The sequence below is a fragment of the Flammeovirga sp. EKP202 genome, from assembly GCF_014534745.1.
In the GTDB taxonomy this organism is placed as follows: Bacteria; Bacteroidota; Bacteroidia; order Cytophagales; family Flammeovirgaceae; genus Flammeovirga.
Map to the genome: position 1 here is coordinate 30439 of NZ_JACVVP010000035.1, position 23082 is coordinate 53520.

General features: G+C 35.4%; 15 protein-coding genes. 11 read left to right on the forward strand and 4 right to left on the reverse strand.

Annotated features, from left to right (window positions below; genetic code table 11):
* Positions 1-89 precede the first annotated feature (89 nt).
* Both IC221_RS19565 and IC221_RS19570 read right to left on the reverse strand, forming a co-directional pair.
* Positions 90-1007, reverse strand: a complete 918-nt coding sequence (locus IC221_RS19565) for an N-acetylmuramoyl-L-alanine amidase (protein WP_188170579.1) — start codon at positions 1005-1007, stop codon at positions 90-92.
* A 7-nt stretch (positions 1008-1014) separates the two neighbouring features.
* The gene (locus IC221_RS19570) at positions 1015-1509 is read right to left on the reverse strand and encodes a low molecular weight protein-tyrosine-phosphatase (protein ID WP_188170580.1); all 495 of its coding nucleotides are present in this window, start codon (positions 1507-1509) and stop codon (positions 1015-1017) included.
* A gap of 360 nt (positions 1510-1869) precedes the next feature.
* Here IC221_RS19570 and IC221_RS19575 point away from each other — a divergent pair, with 360 nt between their 5' ends.
* The 9 genes from IC221_RS19575 to IC221_RS19615 all read left to right on the forward strand — a co-directional run bounded on the left by IC221_RS19575 (position 1870) and on the right by IC221_RS19615 (position 17832).
* A complete protein-coding gene (locus IC221_RS19575) occupies positions 1870-2862 on the forward strand; it encodes an endonuclease/exonuclease/phosphatase family protein (protein WP_188170581.1) in 993 nt (330 codons plus the stop codon).
* A 57-nt stretch (positions 2863-2919) separates the two neighbouring features.
* Positions 2920-4296, forward strand: a complete 1377-nt coding sequence (locus tag IC221_RS19580) for an exonuclease domain-containing protein (RefSeq protein ID WP_188170582.1) — start codon at positions 2920-2922, stop codon at positions 4294-4296.
* Entirely contained in the window at positions 4247-5011 is a 765-nt protein-coding gene (locus tag IC221_RS19585; protein ID WP_188170583.1) for a DUF1573 domain-containing protein, read from the forward strand. Before IC221_RS19580 ends, IC221_RS19585 begins: the two co-directional genes overlap by 50 nt.
* 1 nt (position 5012) lies before the next feature.
* Positions 5013-5981, forward strand: a complete 969-nt coding sequence (locus IC221_RS19590) for a YheT family hydrolase (RefSeq protein ID WP_188170584.1) — start codon at positions 5013-5015, stop codon at positions 5979-5981.
* A gap of 17 nt (positions 5982-5998) precedes the next feature.
* Complete coding sequence (locus IC221_RS19595) at positions 5999-7105, forward strand: DUF4837 family protein (RefSeq protein WP_188170585.1); 1107 nt, start codon at positions 5999-6001, stop codon at positions 7103-7105.
* Between the two features lie 11 nt (positions 7106-7116).
* Complete coding sequence (gene ruvA / locus IC221_RS19600; RefSeq protein WP_044202605.1) at positions 7117-7716, forward strand: Holliday junction branch migration protein RuvA; 600 nt, start codon at positions 7117-7119, stop codon at positions 7714-7716.
* 79 nt (positions 7717-7795) lie between these two features.
* Positions 7796-15346: a cell surface protein SprA gene (sprA, locus tag IC221_RS19605; protein WP_188170586.1), complete on the forward strand. Its 7551-nt coding sequence runs from the start codon at positions 7796-7798 to the stop codon at positions 15344-15346.
* 321 nt (positions 15347-15667) lie between these two features.
* Positions 15668-16687, forward strand: coding sequence for a dipeptide epimerase (locus IC221_RS19610; RefSeq protein ID WP_188170587.1), 1020 nt, complete (start codon positions 15668-15670; stop codon positions 16685-16687).
* Between the two features lie 2 nt (positions 16688-16689).
* Positions 16690-17832 (forward strand): C40 family peptidase, encoded by a 1143-nt coding sequence (locus IC221_RS19615; protein ID WP_188170588.1) that lies wholly within the window; start codon positions 16690-16692, stop codon positions 17830-17832.
* A 115-nt stretch (positions 17833-17947) separates the two neighbouring features.
* Here IC221_RS19615 and hppD read toward each other — a convergent pair whose 3' ends face one another.
* Entirely contained in the window at positions 17948-19069 is a 1122-nt protein-coding gene (gene hppD / locus IC221_RS19620; RefSeq protein ID WP_188170589.1) for a 4-hydroxyphenylpyruvate dioxygenase, read from the reverse strand.
* Positions 19070-19306: 237 nt separating this feature from the next.
* Positions 19307-20362, reverse strand: a complete 1056-nt coding sequence (locus tag IC221_RS19625; RefSeq protein WP_253273967.1) for an NAD(P)H-dependent glycerol-3-phosphate dehydrogenase — start codon at positions 20360-20362, stop codon at positions 19307-19309.
* A 280-nt stretch (positions 20363-20642) separates the two neighbouring features.
* On the opposite strand from IC221_RS19625, the gene IC221_RS19630 reads away from it, so the two are divergent.
* The gene (locus tag IC221_RS19630) at positions 20643-21737 is read left to right on the forward strand and encodes a chorismate mutase (protein WP_044202603.1); all 1095 of its coding nucleotides are present in this window, start codon (positions 20643-20645) and stop codon (positions 21735-21737) included.
* A 302-nt stretch (positions 21738-22039) separates the two neighbouring features.
* Positions 22040-23074, forward strand: coding sequence for a 3-dehydroquinate synthase (aroB, locus tag IC221_RS19635; RefSeq protein ID WP_188170590.1), 1035 nt, complete (start codon positions 22040-22042; stop codon positions 23072-23074).
* Positions 23075-23082: the final 8 nt, after the last annotated feature.

Genomic DNA, 23082 nt, shown 5'->3' on the forward strand with positions numbered 1-23082 from the left:
TCAATTTTAAAAATAATAAAAAAAACTCATTACAATGATAGATCATATCAATCATTATAATGAGTCTTTCTATTGGGGGAATCTATGTTTTAAGGCATTTTCACCACAAAAGCATCACTGAAGCCTAAGCTTCTGATTCTTAGTTTTAAAGATTGAGCGGTTTCAGTTGTTGGTACATTACCTACAGTATATTTATAGATCTTTTTATTGTCTCTAATAATCTCATGTTCCTTGATCAAATGTCCTTGGCTTAATAACTTCTGGAAATGAGGATTAGTGTTTGAGACTTTCTTATTAGTGGCTAAAATTTGAATGCTGTAATTATCGCCTTGAGGTACATCAGATTGTTGATGGAAACTTTGGAATCCTTGGAAAATCGCATTAGCAATCTCCTTCTGACCTTTTTCAGAGTTAATGTACCTTCTTTCATAAGGGTTTGATAGGAAACCACATTCAATCAATACAGAAGGCATACTTGTATTTTTTAAGACATACAAATTGTAACCTCTATCTTGCTTATTCATCAGTCCTCGAGACTGAATTAAAGTTTTCTTTTCGATACTATTCAATAAAACCTTAGCAAGTGCTACACTTACTTGATCTTGATCCGTGTCAACATGAGCTTTAGCACCTACAATCCACTTGTTTGGATTAGAATTGCTATGAATACTCAAGAAGTAATCCGCTTGTGCCACTTCTGCAAAATCAACTCTGTCTTCTAAGCTGATGTATTTATCACTTGTACGAGTATAATATACCTGAATGTTGGGCATATATTGTCTCATCAGTAAACCTACCTTTTTAGCGATTCTAAGGTTGAGTTCTTTCTCATGCATATAGGCACTAGAACCTCTAGGTTTTCCTGGGTCTTTACCGCCGTGTCCGGGGTCTATTACCACCACATAAGTTTTTTTACTTTGGGCAACCACCTTTGTAGATGATCCAAGTACAGTGAAAAAGAGGAAGGTGATAAAGACGGTTGTATATATTTTTTTGAGTGTTCCCATTATCTTGTTAAGGAGTTGGAATGTTGTGGGTTTGAATCAGATGATCTATGAAATTGTCGACACTTTCTGATACTACTTGATAGCAATTTTCAAATCCTGAAATACCTCCATAATAAGGGTCATCCACATCTTTATTCGAAGTTTGATTGTCGAAAGACCTTAGTTTTGAAACTTTGGATAATTGCACATCATCAGTTGCTAGTCGAGTAACATTTGTATAATTACTGTCATCCATTACAATGACGTAGTCAAAGTGATCTAAATCTTCTGCTAAAAATTGTCGAGCAATAGAGGCTAATTCTACACCATGCTTCTGAGCTGTTGATCGCATACGCGAATCCGCTCTTTCTCCCGCATGACCAGCATATGTACCTGCTGAATCAATTTCAAAAAAGCGATCTAATTTTCTCTCTGCTATTTTATGGTGCATTAAACCGTCAGCCAATGGAGAACGACAAATATTACCAAGACAAACAAAAATTACTTTAACAGTAGACGTCATTCAAAAAATGTTTTAAAAAGTATTTATATTATACGGTATGTAAAACTAATTAAAATTTATTTCAGTTAGATTTGATTATAAAATTTATTGAAATAAAATTGAGAAATGTAAGTATTAAGTTTAGGATAGAACACACATCTCTTAATAATTACAAATATTTGAAATTCTACTCAAAAAAGTAAAGATTATTTATATAAAAATGTAATACAGGTGAATTTTGATTGTAATTTAAGTAAAAGAACCACTAAAATTGGCATCAAAATTTATCTGAGTTTAGTAGGTAATACATTTTTTAAGCACTTCGTGGAGGTCATTCTATTATAAAAGTATTTTCACAAGTGCATTATTTACAATACAACAATGAAACAAATTTTACTAAAAGTGCTCTATTTCTTCTTATTTCTAATAGTTGCATCAGTAGTTTTCTTCTTTTGGGCTAAATCTCCAAACCTTGAGAAATCCGATTATGCAAAGGTAGTTCAATTTGAGAACTCTAAAGCAGTGGAAGATGATTCCACTATCAGTATTATCTCTTACAATATTGGTTATTTGTCGGGCATGACAAACAATACATCTGTAAGGCCAACAGAGGAATTTTATCAAGGGAATATGGATAAAATATTGAAAGATTTAAAGGCCTACAGACCGAGTATACTGGCATTGCAAGAAATAGATTATGGAGGGAAAAGGTCTTATTATGTAAATCAGTTTGAGGTGATAGGAAAGGAGTTGGGATACCAAAACGGTGGAATGACGATTAACTGGGATAAGACGTATGTGCCATTTCCTTATTTCCCACCTTCAGTTCATTTTGGGAAAATGTTGAGTGGTCAGGCTATTTTGTCTGATTATAAGATTAAGGAGCATGAAAGAGTAGAATTATCGAGAGTAAGAAGCCACCCTTATTATTATTCTTCAATGTATTTGGATCGTCTAGCTGAAAGAGTTTTGGTAAACATTGGAGGGCAAGATGTGATGGTATTCAATGTGCATACAGAAGCTTTTGATGTGCCTACAAGAGAATTGCATATCAGTTTCCTAAAAGATTGGTTTTTGAGGGTAGAAGAAAAAATGCCAGTGATTATGGTGGGAGACTTTAACAGTGATCCTACATATAAGGAAAGAGGAGTTTTGGAGTTTTATAATGATGAAAGAATTGGAGCAATGTGTTCTAAAGAAGATTTATTAAAAGAAGGGACACTCACTTATCCTACAGATACAGCCATTGAACAACTGGATTTTGTCTTCTTTTCTAAAAAGCATTTTGAGCTCATAGATTGGAAAGTACTATCAGAATTTGGTCAAGTTTCGGATCACTTCCCAGTCTTTACAAAGTTGAAACTAAAAAAATAAAGATTTCACAAAAAGCATTCTGAAAAAGAGTGCTTTTTTTATTAGCTTTGTCAGCTTATGAAATATGCTGTAATTGATCTTGAGACAACAGGAGGGTCGGTAGCCCAAGGAGGAAGAATTATTGAGATAGCCATCATTGTTTTAGAGGATGGTGTTGAGATAGATCGCTTTGAGTCGTTTGTGAACCCTGAAATGAATATTCCACCTTTTATCCAAAATTTGACAGGGATAAAAAATGGAATGGTGAAGAATGCACCAAAGTTTTTTGAAATCGCCAAAAAGGTCGTTGAAATAACGAAAGATTGCTTATTTGTAGCTCATAATGCGGACTTTGATTACAACTTTGTGAAAGATGAGTTTAAATCATTAGGCTACAAGTACAGAAGAAATTCAGTGTGTACCGTTGAATTATCAAGGGTATTATTACCTGGGAAGAAGTCTTATAGTTTGGGGAAACTATGTGATGAAATTGGTATTCCACATAATTCAAGGCACAGAGCAATTGGTGATACAGAAGCTACAGCTAAATTATTCCAATTATTATTACAGCAACAAAAAGCGGATGAAGTAATTGAAGAAATGACTGATTATGATGTTTATTCTTCAAAGAAACATTACCAGCTTTCAAAAGATAAAATAGATAATCTTCCTGACGAAACAGGAGTGTATTATCTCTACAATGCTGAGGAAGAATTAATCTACATCGGTAAAAGTAAAAATATCCGAAAAAGAATCCTCCAACATCTTTCAAATAAGAGCACTCCAAGAGCCATAAGAATGGCTGAAATGGTAAGAGATGTGAAAACTACGCTCACGGGCAGTGAATTAATTGCATTGTTATTGGAATCTGACGAAATTAAGAAACACCTTCCAAGGTTTAACAGAGCACAACGACGTGCGAAGACCTTCTTTGGTATTTATCAGTCTTATGATGATAATGGGTATGTTAATTTCAGTATAGCTCCATTATCTGAAGGTGATCATCCTGTTACTACAACTTTTTCAAGAAAAGAAGCGGAAAAGATTTTAGATAGGATGGTGGATAAGAATAATCTTTGTCAGAAACTGTCAGGTATTGACCACAGTGATAAAGCTTGTTTTAGGTATCATCTGAAAAATTGTAATGGTGCTTGTGTCGGTGAAGAAACTCCCGAAGATTACAATAAAAGAGCATTACAAGCTTCAATGAGATTTAGCTATGGAGTTCCTAATATGTTCTTAATTGACAAAGGAAGAGAAGAAGATGAAAGAGCCGTTGTACAAATTGCAAAAGGAATTTACAGAGGTTTCGGTTACATCAAAATGAACGAAAACTACTCTCCAAAAGAACTCGAAAAGGTCATTACTCCTTATGATGACAACGCTGATGTAAATAAAATAATCCGTGGAATTCTTCGAAAGAAAAAAGGTATTGAAAGAAAGGTCTTTTATTAAACTATTACTGACAATATGTGCGTTCATTGCACTTCATTTTAATGCAGTTGCCAATGAAGGCGTACTGATGTTTAGTAATCAAAATATCGATCTTGGAGTCGTAAGTCATGAAGTTACTTACCATATCATTATCCCTTTTAAAAATATAGGAAAGCAAAGCGTTGAATTGTTGAAAATAGATACGGACTGTGGTTGTTCTGAGGCTTCTTTTTCAAAACAAATGATAGCCCCTGGAGATTCAGCTACGATCAGTGTTGATTTTAAACCTACAGAAGGAGAAACGCCTTTTTATAGAAGTATTGTATTATTGACGAACGGTAAAATCGGTCAATATACGATTTCCTTACAGGGAACAGTGGCGAATTCCAATCCAATAATTGCTACTAATAATGAGTATCATATTCCTTGGAAATCTGCGAAAAGTGCGATCCCGTTACTATCAAAATATGCTTTAAGAGTAGAAGGGAAAAAAGGAGATGTTATCAACTATCCGTTGTATGTGACCAACCTTGGACAGAAACCTTTAGTGCTTAACCAATTTGATACAAAAGGAAAAGCAGAGACGATGCAGTACCCTAGATTGGTACAACAAGGAGAGATTTTGATGATTCCTCTTCAAATAAAGTTAACTGAAAGTGGAGTTTTTCGAGACTATTTCAAACTTATGACGGATGAGAAAAATATCCTGATCCGTTTACAGACTATTGTGAATTAAAATGCCAATTGTTAAACCTCAAAAGTACAAACTGCCGTTCTGGCAATTTAATGGACATCTACAGACCATTCTTCCATCTATCCAAAGAAAAATAGAAGGTGTTTCTTATGAACGAGAACGAATTGAATTGGAAGATGGCGATTTCTTTGATTTTGATTGGTTGAGAAATGGTAATCAACGTTTGGTGATTGTTTTACATGGCCTGGAAGGTGGTGTTGATAGACATTATTGTAAAGGGATCGCAAAACTATTTTCAGAAAATCAATGGGATGTTTTAGGATGGAATTGTAGATCATGTAGTGGTGAAATCAATAGATTACCAAGGTTCTATCATCATGGAGATATCAAAGATGTAGAAGTGGTTTTATCAAAAATAGAAAAGTATAATTATAAGGAAATCGCTTTCGTAGGTTTTAGTATGGGAGGTGCCATTTCTTTAAATACTTTAGGTACACCGTCTTTAAAACTTGATAATGTAATTGGTGCAGTAGCAGTTTCAACTCCTATTGATTTAAAGACTTGCAGTGATGAATTAGAGAAAAGATCGAAACGTTTTTATAATCAAAAGTTCAATAAGAAGTTGAGTGCTAAAGTTATAGCCAAAACAAAAGTAATGGACGGGATTGATGATCGTTTAATTCAGGAAGGAAAGATCAAATCATTAAGGGATTTTGATCGTTTTTATACCGCACCATTGCATGGATTCACATCAGCAGACGACTTTTATTATCAAGCTAGTCCACAAAGGAAAATAAATAATATCCAAAAGCCTGTTCTTCTTTTAAATGCATTAAATGACCCTTTTCTCACCAAAGAAAGTTACCCATTTGATCTTGCAAAAGAGAGTAAATACTTATATTTGGAAGCTCCAAAAAAAGGGGGACATGTTGGCTTTTGCAGAGATAAAGAATACTACACTTATTCTGAGCAGAGAAGCTTAGAATTCCTAAACAATTGTTCAGCATTTTAGAATTAAAAGAAATGAGTATGATCAAGTCAAAAACAATACTTCGATTCCTAGTTTTATTCAACCTATCGTTTTTCATGTTTTCATGTCTTTCTAAAGAAGGTGCTAAATCTGATTTAGAAAAGTCTTATTTACCAATGGCCAAGGGGAAACCTGGTGAAATGGTGTTGGTGATGGACTCTGTACAATGGAAACCTCAAGACGGAGTAGGTGCTGATTTATACAAACTAGTATTAGGGAAATCAAGAGGAGTACTACCTCAGCCAGAACCTCAATTTACAGTAACACAGGTAATCCCTTCAGGATTTACAAGTATTCTTAAGCAAGCTAGAAATGTATTGATCGTAACAACATTTGATCAAAATACGAGAGAAAGTGCCGTTTTAAGATCATTTTTTGGGAAAGGTGTAATCGAGAAATTAAGAAAAGAGAAAGATAAATTTCATTTTATCAAATACGATGCGTGGGCACAAGGGCAAACAGTCGAGCTATTATTTGCGAAAGATGAAGCAACATTAAGAGAGGTTTTGAATGACCCTGCAAAACAAAGAGCAATCGCAGAGCCTTTTCATGATTTAGAAACAAAGAACCTTCAAAAAGCCATCAATAAGACATATTCAAGAGTAACGGACAAGTTTTTAAGAAAGAACATGAACGTTTCTATGAAATTATTAGATGGTTATAAAGTAGCTCAAAATGATGATAACTTTTTATGGTTAAGACATCCAGAGCAAAGCTTTGATAAAAATATTTTCATTTCTAGAGTACCTTACACTGATCAAAAGCAATTTGACCCTGAGCAAATCATTATCGATAGAGATAGGTTGGCAAAGCAGTATTTGTATGGTGACCCAAGTAACCAAAACTCTTTTGTAGTGACTGAGAAATTAGTACCAGTAGAGTCGCAAAACACAAAAGTGGATGGACGCTTGGCTATTGAGACAAGAGGACTTTGGAAAACGAATAATATCACAATGGGTGGTCCTTTTGTGAGCTATACTTTTACAGATAAATCAGGAGCCTATTTATACTACGTAGAAGGCTTCATTTTTGCACCAGGAATGGATAAAAGAGAGCTTGTAAGAGAAATGGAAGCTCAATTAAAGACATTCAAGGAAATAGACTAGAGAAATTAAAGATGTATTACTATATTAGGGGGAAGTTAACGAAAAAACTTCCCACTTTCGCTGTGTTAGACGTACAAGGAATTGGGTATGAAATTCGTTGGCCATTAAATGCATTCAGTCTTTTGAATGAAGGAGAAGAATGTACTTTATATACTTATCTATATGTGAAAGAAGATGTCCAACAGTTGTATGGATTTGCGACTGAAAACGACAGAAGCTTGTTTTTATTATTGATAAGTGTTTCAGGTATAGGACCCTCCACTGGATTAGCGTTTTTATCTTCTCTGTCTTCATCTGAAATATGTTCTGCGATTATGCAGGAAGACTCGAAGACTATTCAAAGTGTAAAAGGCATTGGAGCCAAAACTGCGCAAAGAGTAGTGATCGAGTTGAGAGATAAAATATCTAAGTTACAGTATTCAGGAGAGTTGACGCAAACCACTGTTGCCGTAGCACCAGATAACGCTAAAGTGGATGAAGCTATGGACGCACTTGTAGCTTTAGGTTTTACAAGAGCAGGAGCACAGAAATCGATCAAACTGATTATCAAGAAACATGGTTCAGATTTATCAGTTGAAAAATTAATAAAACTAGCTTTGAAAAATAATTAATCTCCTCAGCCTATAGATAAATTTTTTACTTTTTGAGCACCTTGCGTGCATTAAATTATCAACATAATCTGACCTCAATTTGTTTCGCTTTACAGTTGCAACTATTGTCAACGTACTGTTATATGTATTCTTTTTAAACGATGCTTATTCATCAACAGCATATCATAGTACAGCATACGAGGTTTTTCAGCAAGAGAAACCTCAGGAGATAAGACAAGAACAAGACACAAGTAAATATGTGCCTTCTAAGCCTTATGAAAAAGATAGGTTCGGGGATCCTATTGCCTCTCCTGAACGAAAGTCTCCTCTGATTAGTACTAAACCAAATACGGAAACGAGTATTAGTATTGATTCTGCAGGTAAAACCTACAATGTGAAGGAGACATTGAATGGTGATGTAGACTATAGAACCCCTTCTTACATTCATTACGATGCCTATAAAGACTACCTCTTCAGAAAGCAGATGGCTGATTATTACAATAGTCTTTCTGTAGCTCAAGATGGTAATGATGTTTTGCCTGGAATGGATGGAGGTCGTTTGATCCCTGAAATTGAATTGGGTAGAGCTGCCGATTTCTTGTTTGGAGGTAGTACGCTTGACTTTGAGTTGAATGGTAATGCCATGTTGGATTTTGGTTTTCTTTTTCAAAGAGTTGATAATCCACAAGTTCCTGTAACACAACAACGAAATGGTGGTTTCAATTTTGATCAACAAGTAGGATTAGGTATGGTTGGTAAGATTGGAGATAAGTTAGAACTATCGGCCAATTTCGATACCAAGAGTACATTCCAGTTTGATCAACAATATAATATGAGTTACACGGCCTATGATTATGATATCATTCAGGATATTCAAGTAGGTAACGTAAGTTTTAATGTTCGAAATTCATTGATTTCAGGTGCTCAAAACTTATTTGGTGTATATTCTAGATTGCGTTTTGGTAATCTATATGTAAGTAGTGTTTTCTCTTCACAAAGAGGTTCGCAAGAAACGATTACGATCAAGAATGGTGGTCAGAACAGAGAATTTGAATTTAGATCCGATACTTACGATAATAATCGACACTTCTTCATTGGGCATTTCTTCAGAGGTAAATATGAAGAATCTTTAAAGGCCACTCCCAATATTATTTCAGGTGTAGTTGTAACAAGAATGAAGGTTTATGTTACAAATAGAAGTAACGACACCGAAACACAAAGAAACTTAGTCGGTTTAATGGATTTGGGTGAAGCCGTTCCATACAATCCAGCTTGGGTAGATATCAGTAATAATAATTCTGCCGCTGATAATAATGCCAACTTATTGTACAATCAGGTCAGAAACCTTAACCGTCAGTCTGACGCAATAAAAGGTCAACTTGAGGGAATAGGATTAGAAAATGGTTCTGAATTTGAAATTTTACGTAGTGCAAGAGAGTTATCTCCCACTGAATTCCAATACAATCAACAATTAGGTTATGTCTCTTTATCTTCTCCATTGAGAAATGATGAAGTATTAGCCATCGCTTTTGAATACACCTTTAATGGAGTGAACTATAAGGTGGGTGAATTGAATGAGGACTTAGCGAACCTTTCTCAAGATGAGGTAATGTTCATGAAACTATTAAGTCCTTCAACGATCATTACAAAAGCACCTGACCTTTACAACCCTGGTCAAGAAGTTGTATTCCCAATGTGGGACTTAATGATGAAGAATATCTATTCTTTACAAACATCAGGAATACAAAAAGAGGATTTCCAATTTAGAATTATCTATAGAGATGATGCAACGGGTGTTGACAACCCAAGTATTCAAGAAGGAGCTATTGCAGGTGTACCATTGATCGAAGTGACAGGTTTGGATCGTTTGAATATGAACTTAGAACTTCAAAAGGATGGTAACTTTGACTTTGTGGAAGGCGTGACTGTAGATTCTAAAAACGGACGGATTATTTTCCCTGTATTAGAACCATTTGGCTCTACGATAGAAACAAGTTTACAAAACGATCCTGTAACTATTCAAGATAAATATGTATTCAATGACCTGTATGAAAAAACGCAGGCTGATGCCGTATTGAATACTAGGCAGAACAAATACTTCATGTTGGGTAGTTACAAAGGAGGTTCATCTAATGAGATATTACTTCCAGGAATTAATATTGCAGAAAACTCTGTAGTGATTACTTCAGGTGGAGTTACCTTGACAGAGGGAGTACAATATACAGTAGATTATCAATTTGGTAGAGTTACCATTTTGGATCAAGGTGTATTGACTTCAGGTAAAGATATCAGAATCACATACGAGAGAGCAGACCTTTTTAACTTCCAGACGAAAACGTTGGCAGGGGTGGATTTAGAATATCACTTTAATGAAGATTTCATTATTTCTGGTACATTAATGCACCTTTCAGAAAAACCCTTGATTTCTCGTGTCAATGTGGGAAGTGAACCCATTAAGAATACCATGTGGGGTCTTACCTTGGATTACACTACAGAATCGAGATTACTGACAAAGTTAGTAGATGGTATTCCAGGTTTAGATACAAAAGAAAGATCTAGTTTCTCTTTTAAAGGAGAGTTTGCCCAATTGATACCAGGTACTCCATCTTTAATCGGAACAGATGGTACTGGTTATATTGATGACTTTGAAGGAGCAGAGGTGCCCTATGATTTAGGATTAAACCCGACGTCTTGGGCACACGGTAGTACTCCATTGAAAATATTGAAAGACCAAGGCTTGGAGGATAATCCGCCGATGACGCCTCAAGATTCATTGAAATACAATGACCGAAGAGCATTATTATCTTGGTATAATATTGATAACGTATTTTATTATACATCAGGAAATACAAGTAGACCTTCTAATATTTCGGATGAAGATATGCAAAACCATTATGTGAGACTTATCCCATATAATGAGGTATTTAAAAACCGTCAAGCCAATCAAATCAATACCAATGAGGTGACATTTGACCTCGCTTATTATCCAACAGAAAAAGGGCCTTACAACTACAATACAGATCTCAATGCAGATGGTACGCTTAAAGACCCTACCAAAAATTTTGGTGCAATTACGAAAGCTATTACCACTGATGTAGATTTTGATAACTTGAACGTTCAGTATTTGGAATTCTGGATGATGGACCCTTTCATTCAAGGACAAAATGCGTTGGTAGAAGGTCAAAATAACAATACGGGGGGTAAACTATACATTGATTTAGGTAGCGTTTCTGAAGATGTAGTTCCTGACGGAAGACATTTCTTTGAAAATGGAATGACAACAAACAAAAGTCTATTGAACGAATCAGTTTGGGGTTACTCGCCTACCACACAATTTGTTAATAACGTATTCAATACAGCAGTTCCAAGAGCTGCACAAGATGTTGGTTATGATGGTTTGACGAGTGAAGAAGAAGCTGATTTCTTTAGAACAAATTTCATTGATAAATTACCCAATGTATTATCGCCAGAGGCTAGAGCTGCTATTCTTGCCGATCCATCAAGTGATGACTTTAGATATTATTTGGGTGGAGATTTAGATGCAGAAGATTTAAAAGTATTAGAGCGTTATAAACGTTTTAATGGACCTGACGGTAACTCACCTGAAAATTCAGGAGGAACGTCTTTTACACCTTCAAATACCAATTATCCAAACAATGAAGATTTAAATGGAGACAATACGCTGAATGAACTAAATGCTTACTACGAGTACGAGTTTGAGATGCGTCCAAATCAATTGTCCAACAACCCGTATATCGTCGACAGAGTAACATCAGAAGCTCCAGATTCAAGAGAATTAGTGACATGGTACCAAGTTCGAATTCCTATTCGTAATGAAGATAATTATGAGAAGTTTGGTAGCATAGACAATTTCAAATCAATCAAATTCATTCGTTTATTTATGACAGACTGGGAGCAGCCTGTTGTATTAAGAATGTTGAATTTCCAATTGGTAGGTGCACAATGGAGACCTTACACATTGAATATTGATGATGAAGGAGGTAATCCATCTACTGCAACTGTAAACATTTCATCGGTAAACATTGAGCAAAATGGTGTAACAGATGAAAGTGGCAAAATTCCTTATGTATTACCTCCAGGTTTTGAAAGAGACTATGATGCAACATCAACGGTTTCAAGAAGAATTAACGAACAGTCGCTTCAAGTTTGTATCGATAATCTGGGTGATGATGACGGTGTAGCGGTCTTTAAGAACTTTAGCTTGGACCTTGTCAATTATAAAAGAATTAAAATGGAGCTCCATGCTCAATCTGATAATGCGAAAGATGAAGATTTGAGAGCATTCTTAAGAGTGGGTACCGATTTGGTTGATAACTACTATGAAATTGAAGTTCCTTTATACATCACACCAAGGTATACTACAACCCAAGAGGCGATTTGGCCTAGGGAAAATGAGATTGATATTGCTCTGGAAGAACTCTACAGATTAAAATCCGAGCGAAATAAAAGTGGTGTAAAAAGGAATGAACTTTACCCTACAGATCTGACACAACCTAACATCAGAAACTATAGAGTGAGAGTGGTAGGTAATCCGGATTTAAGTGCAGTTCAGACGGCAATGATTGGTGTTAGAAACCCTAAAACTACAGATCCGAGCCCTTACAATGTATGTATTTGGGCCAATGAGTTAAGGGCTACCGAATATAGTACTTTCTCTGCATGGGCAGCAAACGCCTCAGTGGATGCAACGTTGGCGGACTTTATGAATATTAAAGCCAATACAAGATACAGTACTGTCGGTTTTGGTGGAATTCAAGATAAAATTGGTGATCGCCAAAGAGAAAGTAATCTTGAATTTGGTATCTCAACGAATATTAACTTAGAAAAAATATTCCTGAACCGTGTAGGTCTATCGATCCCGATTTATATGAGTTATGATCAAAAGGGATCCAATCCTTATTTTGACCCGTTAGACCCAGATACGCCTTTGGATATCTCTCAAGGAAGTTTTGAAACCGCAGCAGAAGGAGCTTATTATGCGGATCAAGTGAGGTACCTAGAGGTGTCTAGAAGTATTAATATCTCTAATTTGAGTAAAGTTAAGATGAACCCTGAGGCAAAGAGTTATCCTTGGGATATTGAAAACTTAAGCTTAAGTGGCGGGTACTCTGACTCCAAAATGAGGGATAAAAATACGGAAGCTAGAGATTACACCCAATGGCAGTTAGGTGCAGCTTATTCTTATCAATCACCACTAAAAAATTGGGAGCCATTTAAAAATACGGAAATGGGTGAATGGGGTACATTGGTGAAAGATTTTAATATTATGCCAATTCCAAACTCTTATTCAGTAAGAGGTAATCTAAACCGTACTTATCGCTATACACAATTCAGAACACTGAATGATGATGGTCAATTTACTACTGAAGGTATTTTGCCTACCTACGAAAAGCAGTTCCTTTTTGATAGAGGATATAACTTAGGTTGGAACTTTGCTAAAAGTTTGAAATTGGACTATAATGCTACAGCAAACGCATTGGTTGATGAGCCTGAAGGGGCTATAGATACGGATGTGAAACGAGATTCGATTATTAATAATTTATTGGATTTCGGACGAATGAAACAATTCAATCAGACCATTGCAGGTACTTACAATATACCGATCAATAAAATTCCAGCATTAGATTTTATTGGGGCCAATGCACGTTATACAGCGAATACGAATTGGACGGCAGGAACTTTAGGTATTGCAGATACCCTGGGTAATGTAATTTCCAACAGACAAGATATTGCCTTTAACTCCAAATTGGACCTTAACAGTATCTATAAGAAAATAGGTTATGTAAATCACTTGGAAAATGGTGTTTCCTCTCGTTCTAGAAGTCGATCGAGATCCAGAAATACATCTGGTTCAAAGAAGAAGAAAGACAACACCCGATTGGCTTATGAGAAAATTAGGTTGAAAGATAAGCTTAAAAAACTAAGAGCAAAGCAAAAGGAGCTAAGAACGGAAGAGGCAGATAAGAAAAAAGCGGAAAAAGAGAAGTTGGAAGGGAAGATTGCGAAGCTTAAAACAAAAATTGAGAAGTATAAAGCTAAAGAGAAAGATATTGCTCCATTGGAATTGAAAATAGAAGAATATACGACTCAAATCGCTGCACTTTCAGAAAAGAAAGAAACGGATACCGTTGAGGAAGAGAAAAAAAATTCGAAGCTGGCAAAACTTGATGCCGAAATCAAAGAATACGAACAAGAACTTTTAGCCGTCAACAAACAGCTGAAAGAAAGAGAAACACCAAGAAAATCTGCTGGAGAAAGTTTAGGAGATGTTGGTATACGTTTGGCAACAATGGTTAAAGATGTTGACCTAACGTATTCAGAAAATAACTCTACAATTCTTCCGGGTTATATGCCAACGGCAAAATACTTAGGTTTTGATGAGAACTTTGGAGCTCCAGGTTTAGGTTTCATTTTAGGTAGTCAAGATCCTAATATTCGTTTTGACGCAGCAAAAAGTGGATGGCTTTCATCAAGTTTATATCTCAATCAACAGTTTACGCAAGTAAAACAAGAAAAGTATCAAGTGCGAGCAAATCTTGAGCCTTTCAAAGATTTGAAAATCACTTTAACGAGTGAGCACAATACAACACAATCGTATACTGAGATTTTCCGATTTACAGAAGCTACGAATGATTATGAATCACTTTCACCTCAAAGAACCGGTACTTTTGGTATGAGTTTCTTTAGTTTACCAACGGCGTTTAGTGCACCTGATGGAAACAATCAATCTGCAATTTTTGATCAATTCGTAGCCAATAGAGAGGTTGTGAAAAACAGATTGAACTCCATGAGAACTCAATCGCAAGAAGAATATGTCAACAATGATCAGGATGTTTTAATTCCAGCTTTCATAGCGGCTTATACCGGTCAAGATGTAAATAATGTTGGTTTAACAGCCTTTCCGAGTTCATTCCCTATTCCAAACTGGGACATTCGTTATACAGGTTTGTCCAACATTAAAGGATTAAATGATGTGTTTAAGACGATCACTTTATCGCATAGTTATAAATCAAATTATACGGTAGGTAGTTATAACTCTTCATTACTTTATGGAGCAACGGAGATTGGACCAGACAAAGGAATCAATGATACACCAAGTGCCAAAGATGACGGTCAAGGAAATATCGTTCCTGTTTATGTTATAAACCAAGTAAATATTGAAGAACGTTTTGGACCTTTGATTGGTATCAACATCAAATTGATGAATGATTTGCAAATCAAATTTGATTATAATAAAGGTAGACTGTTAGCATTAAACCTCTCCAATGCTCAGGTAACAGAACAGTTGAATAATGATTTTACGGTAGATGTTGGTTATACTAAATCGGGAATGAAACTTCCATTTAGATCAAAGGGTAGAACAAGAGTATTGAAAAACGATATCACTTTTAGACTTGCTTTCTCTATTCGTGATAACCAAACTACTCAATACAGAATTGATGAGGACAATGTGGTTACTGCAGGTAATATGAACTTGGCTTTAAGACCTACAATCAACTATATGTTGAATGACAGAGCGAGTTTACAATGTTACTTTGATAGAACAATCAATGATCCGAAAGTCTCTAATGCTTTTAGAAGAACATCAACAGCATTCGGTTTCCAGTTTAAATACTCACTGACTCAGTAAAATTATAAAAGAAAAAGAACTTCTTCTTTTCAAAAAGGCCATCACTTGTTTATGCATTTGATGGCCTTTTTGGTTTGAAATTTTTCCCTTTCAGCTGAAAATATTAAATTGTGCAACAGGGTGGCATAAAGAAATCTTTTCATGATTGAAATTGCGTTCCAAAAACTTTATATACCAAAGGTGGCTTTGGTTAAATCCTTGTTATCTGCAAAATAAGAAACCCATATTTTAATAAATCCAAGTACAGAGTTTAAATACTTGAGCTTGTTTTTATTTGATACCCCATCTAAGAAGTGATTTAAAATCGAAAGAGGTATTATAATGAAAGTAGAAGTATATCCAGTCGATCTTCAATTAAGACATACTTTTAAAATAGCCCATGATGAGAGAGATATTCAAAAATCAGTGATTGTGGCATTATCAGACGGTCATTATACAGGATATGGTGAGGCTACAGCTAATAATTTTTATGGTGTCAGCCAAGAACAAATTATTCAATCGATACATAGTATTGAAGACAAAATAACGGCCTTAGACACTTTGTCTCCATTACAGTTTCATCAAAAAATTTCTACATGGCTGGCAGGGGCTAGTTTCCCGATTTGTGCATTAGATGAAGCATATCACGATTTTTACGGAAAGAAGCATCGACAAAAGAATTATAAAACATGGGATGTTGATGGGAAGGTATTTCCTTTATCCAATTATACTATTGGTATTGGAACGATTGAAGAGATGGTCGCCAAGATGAAGGAATTCCCAAACCCAATTTATAAAATAAAGTTAGGGACAAAAGAAGACATCAAAATTGTAGAAGCTTTGAGAAAACACACTGATGCCATTTTTAGAGTTGATGCTAATTGTGCTTGGGGACTGGAAGAAAGTATTGAAAATTCCATTGCTTTTAAAGAATTGGGTGTAGAACTTATTGAACAACCTATGCATCCGTTGGAGGTAGAAGGAATGAGGAGAGTATACAAATCATCTCAATTACCATTACTCGCAGATGAATCTTGCATAGTGGAATCTGATGTGGAAAAATGTATTGGACAGTTTCATGCCATCAATATAAAACTAACAAAATGCGGGGGGCCTACAGTTGCTGTAAGGATGATTGAAAAAGCCCGTCAGTTGGGTTTAAAAGTGATGGTTGGTTGTATGACAGAATCGTCAGTAGGCATTTCAGCAATAGCTCAGTTACTTCCGTTGTTAGATTTTGTCGATATGGATGGTGCATTATTATTGAAAAATGATCCTGCTTCTGGGGTTGAAATTATCAATGGTAAAGCTCATTTTCCAAATGTTTATGGTAATGGTGTTGTACTTAAAGAAATGAATTAATGATGAAAAAATATATACTATTCAGTTTATCTATCGTACTTTTTATTAGTTGTCATTCAGTACCTAACGATGATGAAGCATTGTCATTGATGTTGAATTCAATTAAAAGTCATTATGTACCGGACAGCCGATTGGGTGTTTTTGACATTGAAATTAAAAAAGAAAATAATAAAAAAGTACTAGTAGGGAGCACAACAAATGCTCATGTTATTAAGGAAATAAAAGAAAATATCGGAAAGATTTTACCTTCCGTAGAAGTGGATGTAAAGGTGCTTCCTGACCAAAATTTAGGAAGTGAGATTTACGGAGTGATTAATAATTCAGTGATCAATATGCGTATAAAACCAGGTTTTTCTTCTGGCATGGCAAAACAGGCCCTTTTGGGGGAAAAGATCACTTTGTTGGAAGAGAAAGGTGGTTGGTACAGAGCCAAGACTTCAGATGGTTATATTTCATGGTTAATAAAAAGTGCATTTACGACTATGGATGAAATAGCATTGAACGAATGGGATCATAAAACGAAAGTCATTTATACTCAAGATTACGGCAGTAGTGTAGCTATTGAAAACCGTAATCAAAAAGTGAGTGATTTAGTATACGGTAATCTATTAGCAGTAGACGAAGATAGAGGTAAATACTACATTGTTCTTTATCCTGATGGTAGAAAGGCAATCGTTCAGAAAAATGAAGTGACATTGTTAGAGGAATGGACAAATACTAGAAAGTTGACACAACAAAACCTTTTAGCAACGGCAAAAACCTTTATGGGAGTGCCTTATTCATGGGGAGGAAATTCTTATAAAGGGGTGGATTGTAGTGGATTTACAAGTTCAGTATACGGTATGAATGGTATGCAAATTCCTAGAGATGCCTCTTTACAGGTATTGGAAGGAACAGAAATCGATACATTGGGTCACTATTCCAAATTAGAAGTTGGAGACTTGTTGTTTTTTGGTAGAAAAGCAACTGAAGATAAAACAGAAAGAGTGGTGCATGTGGGGATGTGGATTGGTAATGGTCAGTTTATTCACTCCCAAGGAAACGTTCATATCAGCAGTTTTGATAAAACATCTCCTTTCTACGATGAATTTAACCTCAACCGCTTTTTAAGAGTCAAAAGAATTTTTGAGAACAATAACATATAAGTCAATTATTGAAGTAAGTATTTTGCGTTTCATTACGTTAATTTTAAGCATGAGAAAGCCATCACAATTTTTGTGATGGCTCTTTATTATTACAAAAAGAGAAATTGAACTTCTACTATAAATTACCTCTTAAAGCCTGCTCTCTTTCAATGGCTTCAAACAAAGCTTTGAAATTACCCTTACCAAATGATTTAGCACCTTTTCGTTGAATGATTTCAAAGAAAAGAGTAGGACGATCTTCAACAGGTTTAGTGAAAATCTGTAACAAATAACCTTCCTCATCTCTATCAACAAGAATATTGAGTGCTTTGAGTTGATCAATTTCTTCATCAATATCACCTACACGATCTCTTAAGTCATCGTAATAATTATCAGGGACATAAAGAAATTCTATACCTCTGTTTCTTAGTTCCTGTACCGTATAGCAGATGTCGTCAGTAGCGACTGCAATGTGTTGTACTCCGGCACCGTTGTAAAAGTCTAAGTACTCTTCAATTTGTGATTTCTTTTTTCCTTCTGCTGGTTCATTGATTGGGAATTTTACATAGCCATTGCCATTTGAGACCACCTTGGACATTAGTGCAGTGTAATCCGTAGAGATGTCATTATCATCAAAAGTCAATAGCAACTTAAAGCCCATCACTTCTTCATAAAAATTGACCCACTTATCCATTTCACCCAAATCTACATTTCCCACACAATGATCTACATATTTGAGACCCACTGTTTTTGTTGGGAAATTAGAAGCACGAGCTTCAAATTTAGGGAGGAAGGTGCCCTTATAGTTTTTTCTTTCCACAAAAGTGTGGACGGTATCTCCATAAGTTTTTATAGTGGCCATGATGACTTCTCCATTTTCATCAGACATTACCCTTGGGGTGTGAACAGGTATTGCTCCTCTTTTTACAGTTTCCTCAAAAGATTTTCGGGCATCATCAACCCAAAGTGCAAGTACTTTTACACCATCGCCATGTTTATGTACATGATCAGAAATTTCAGAATTCGAAGAAAGCGAAGTTGTGAATACAAAACGAAGCTTACCTTGTTGCAAGACGTAACTGCTACGATCTCTCACTCCAGTTTCAGGCCCAGAGTAAGCAAGGAGTTCAAAGCCGAAAGCAGCTTGATAAAAATAAGCAGCTTGTTTTGCATTTCCGACATAGAATTCGATGTGATCGGTACCGTTGATAGGGAGGAAATCTACCTCTTCTATCTGTTTTGTACTAGATGTTAGCATGTGAGTAATAATTAAATGGTTTATGATTTATATGTGTTTGAGTGTTTACTTTTATGTGTTTACAAAAGTATAGAGCCAAAAAAAAGCCTTTGTATTCCTATAACAAATGAAATGCATGATCAGAAATCATGTCTTTCAACATGGAAAACAAAGGCTTTTATATATTTAGTGTTGTCTCATAGATGAGATAATATCTTTCTTTAGTAATGTGTTTTTATATACGTGAATTAAATATACTTAGTTTAATTGATCTTTTAAAATTCTGAACTCCACAATTGGTGAAATTCTTTCATATAAGATGTTGTATACAGCTCTGGTGATAGGCATTTCATTCTCAATTTCAAGACGTTTGGCGATCTCGAAGATACTGTTTACAGCATAGTATCCTTCGGCAACCATTTGCATTTCCAATTGAGCAGCTTTCACTGAATAGCCATGGCCAATCATATTACCAAAAGTTCTATTTCTACTGAATTGTGAATAAGAAGTGACCAACATATCACCCAAATAGGCAGTACCTAGTAAGTTACGTTTAATGTGGTAAGCCGCTTTTAAGAAATATTGTACTTCTTGCATAGCGTTTGACACTAATACAGCTTGAAAGTTATCGCCATATCCCAACCCATGTGCAATACCACAAGAGATGGCAACAATATTTTTCATTACTGCAGAGTATTCCACTCCATAAATATCTCTGATAGAAGTGGTTTTGATATATCGATTACTCATCGCTTCAGAGAGTGCAGTGCCAAACCTTTTACTTCCTGATGCAATTGTCAAATAAGCCTGTTTTTCCATGGCTACCTCCTCCGCGTGACAAGGACCTCCAATTACAGCGACTTTTTTATGATGCACATTGAAGTTCTTTTCAATATGTTCAGTGACCAATATATGTTTTTCAGGAATAAGACCTTTAATGGCAGAAATTACAAATTTATCTTTGAAATCTTCCGGTGTTAAATCTTTGATTGCATCTAAAACAAATGCTGCAGGAACCGCTAATAAGATGGCATTGGCACCTCTAATAGCATCTTTTATATTGCTAAATGGTTTTACTGTTTCATTTGAAATTTTAGCCGAGGGTAAATATCTAGGGTTTGAATGATATTGTTTGATGTGATTGATATCATCTTGATTTCTGATCCACCAATGCAATTTAGTCAATCCTCCATCTGATAAAATTTTTACTAATGCAGTCGCCCAACTTCCACCGCCTATCACTGCAATTGTAGAGATGTCGGGTATCTCTTGTTGATTATCAGTGTTTTGTATATTTTGAATTTCTTTTGCCACTCTATTATAAGGTAAATTTTATGTAAAGGTAATAAATACACTTTAGAATGATGGTCATTTCACAGTACAATAATGCCTATTTAATTTATGCTTTACAATTGATTTAGTATGAGATTTAAATAATTGTTTGAAAATAGTGATACGAATTTCATTTTAAACATTGAATAATTTTGTCAATAATTAAAAATGTATGTTAATTTGTTTAATTATTTCAATTAACTATAGATTTAATTCAATTTTTTGTAATTTTGAAGTTATTACTATCTGAAACAAATCTGATATGAAAGATATACAATCATTAGAAAGCTGGTCTGTAGTAAAAAATGGCGGTCCAATCGCCATTGCAGGTCCATGTAGTGCAGAGTCTGAGGAGCAGTTAATGGATACTTGCCGTCAGATTACTGAAGAGATAGGTATCACGTTATTGAGAGCGGGTATCTGGAAACCAAGAACTAGACCGGGATCTTTTGAAGGTATTGGTGAGGAAGGTTTGAAGTGGTTTGCAAATGTGAAGAAAGAATTGAATATGCCTATCACTACTGAAGTGGCTAACGCTCAACACGTTGAGTTAGCATTGAAGTATGGTGTAGACGTTCTTTGGATTGGTGCTCGTAGTACTGTAAACCCGTTCACTATCCAAGAGATTGCAGATGCATTGAAAGGTGTGAAAGACGTTCCTGTAATGATCAAGAACCCGATCAACCCTGATGTAGCGCTTTGGAAAGGAGCTATCGAAAGAATTTATGGTGCTGGCGTTCGTCAAATCGCTGGTATTCACCGTGGTTTCTCTTCTTTTGAGAAAACACAATATAGAAACGTTCCAATGTGGAAATTAGCAATCGCTCTTAAAACTGAGCTTCCTAATTTACCATTGATCTGTGACCCATCTCATATTGGTGGTACACGTGACCTTATCTACCCTGTATCTCAAAAAGCAATCGACTTAGACTTCGACGGTTTAATGATCGAGACACACAGAGATCCAGATAATGCTTGGTCAGATGCTTCACAACAAGTAACTCCTAAGCGTTTAGCTGAAATCCTTAATGAAGTAAACATTAAGAAGAGCACTACTGACGCTGAGGAAGTAAATTCTAAATTAGATACTCTTCGTGGTAAAATTGACCGTTTAGATAACGAGTTATTAGAAGTATTATCTCAAAGAATGAACGTTGTTGGTGAAATTGGAGATTACAAGAGAGAAAACAACTTGACTGTATTCCAAGCAGGTCGTTGGATCGATATCTTCCAAAATCGTCCAGAGCAAGCAGCTAAGTTAGGATTAAGCAAAGCATTCATGGAGCAATTATTCAAATTGGTTCACGACGAGTCTATCCGTCTTCAAACTGCAGTTGTAAATACAGAAAAAGCATAAGTGAAATCTGTATTTGAAGAATATTAAAGGCGGTGCACATTAGTGTTGCCGCCTTATTTTTTTGATCTAAGTACTGGGAATGGGAAAAGTAATTGGATGTTTTGCGCACCATAGTTAAAACTATGGGCAAGTGATAGAGCAACCTAACCAAGACTAAAGTCTTGAAGGTTGAAATGAGAGGCAATACTTTAGTGTTGTCGGAGTCGATATCACTAATCTTGACTTCAGTCATTGTGCACGATATTTCCCCTTTTTTCTTCTTTCCATGTACTTGAGTATAATAGACATAAAATAATTGGACTATGAGTATCAATAAGGTATCTATTTTAAAATCTGTTGATCAAAATACTTTTGAGGGATTAAAGGGGTACACTAACCTTGCAGTCATTGTAGATGAAAACACAAAAAGAGACTGTTACCCTATAGTCAAAGAACTATTACCAGTTCACTTATTGATTGAAGTAGTAAGTGGAGAGGAAAATAAAAACTTAGAAACATGTCAGCACATCTGGCAAGAGTTAACCAATGCTAGTTTTGATAGAAAAGCAGCAGTATTGGATCTAGGTGGAGGTGTGATTGGTGATATGGGAGGTTTTTGTGCTTCTACTTACAAAAGAGGAATAGACTTTTGGCAAATGCCTACTACTTTATTATCACAAGTTGATGCAAGTGTAGGAGGGAAGTTAGGAGTCGATTTTGGTAAGTTGAAAAACCATATTGGTGTGTTCAGAATTCCTGACATGGTGTTGGTTTATCCTGAATTTATCAAGACTTTACCTCAAAATGAATTGAGATCTGGTTTTGCAGAGGTGATTAAGCACTGTTTGATTGCAGATGCAGACCATTGGAAAACGGTTTCCTCAAAACCATTGTCAGAGCAGGATTTAGCGACAATCATTCCTCACTCTATCAACATTAAAGATGGTGTAGTTACTTCTGACCCAACAGAGAAAGGATTGAGAAAAATCCTGAACTATGGTCATACGATTGGTCACGCTATTGAAAGCTACCTTTTAGATATTCCTGGAAGAAAACTATTGCATGGTGAAGCAATTGCGATTGGTATGATTGCAGAAGCCTACCTTTCAGTGAAATTTACAGGTCTTCAAGAAGAAGAATTAAAGCAAATTCAAGAATATATTTTATCTGTTTACGGTAAAGTTGAAATCTTGGATAGCGATTTAGAGCATTTGTATGCTTATCTTCTTCAAGACAAAAAGAATAGTGGTAAAAAATTAAGTTTCTCTTTATTATCAAAAATTGGTGATTGTACTTTTGATCAATTTATTGAGTGGAATGAGATTGAAGAGGCTATAAAGTATTATATGAGTTTGTAAATAGAGGA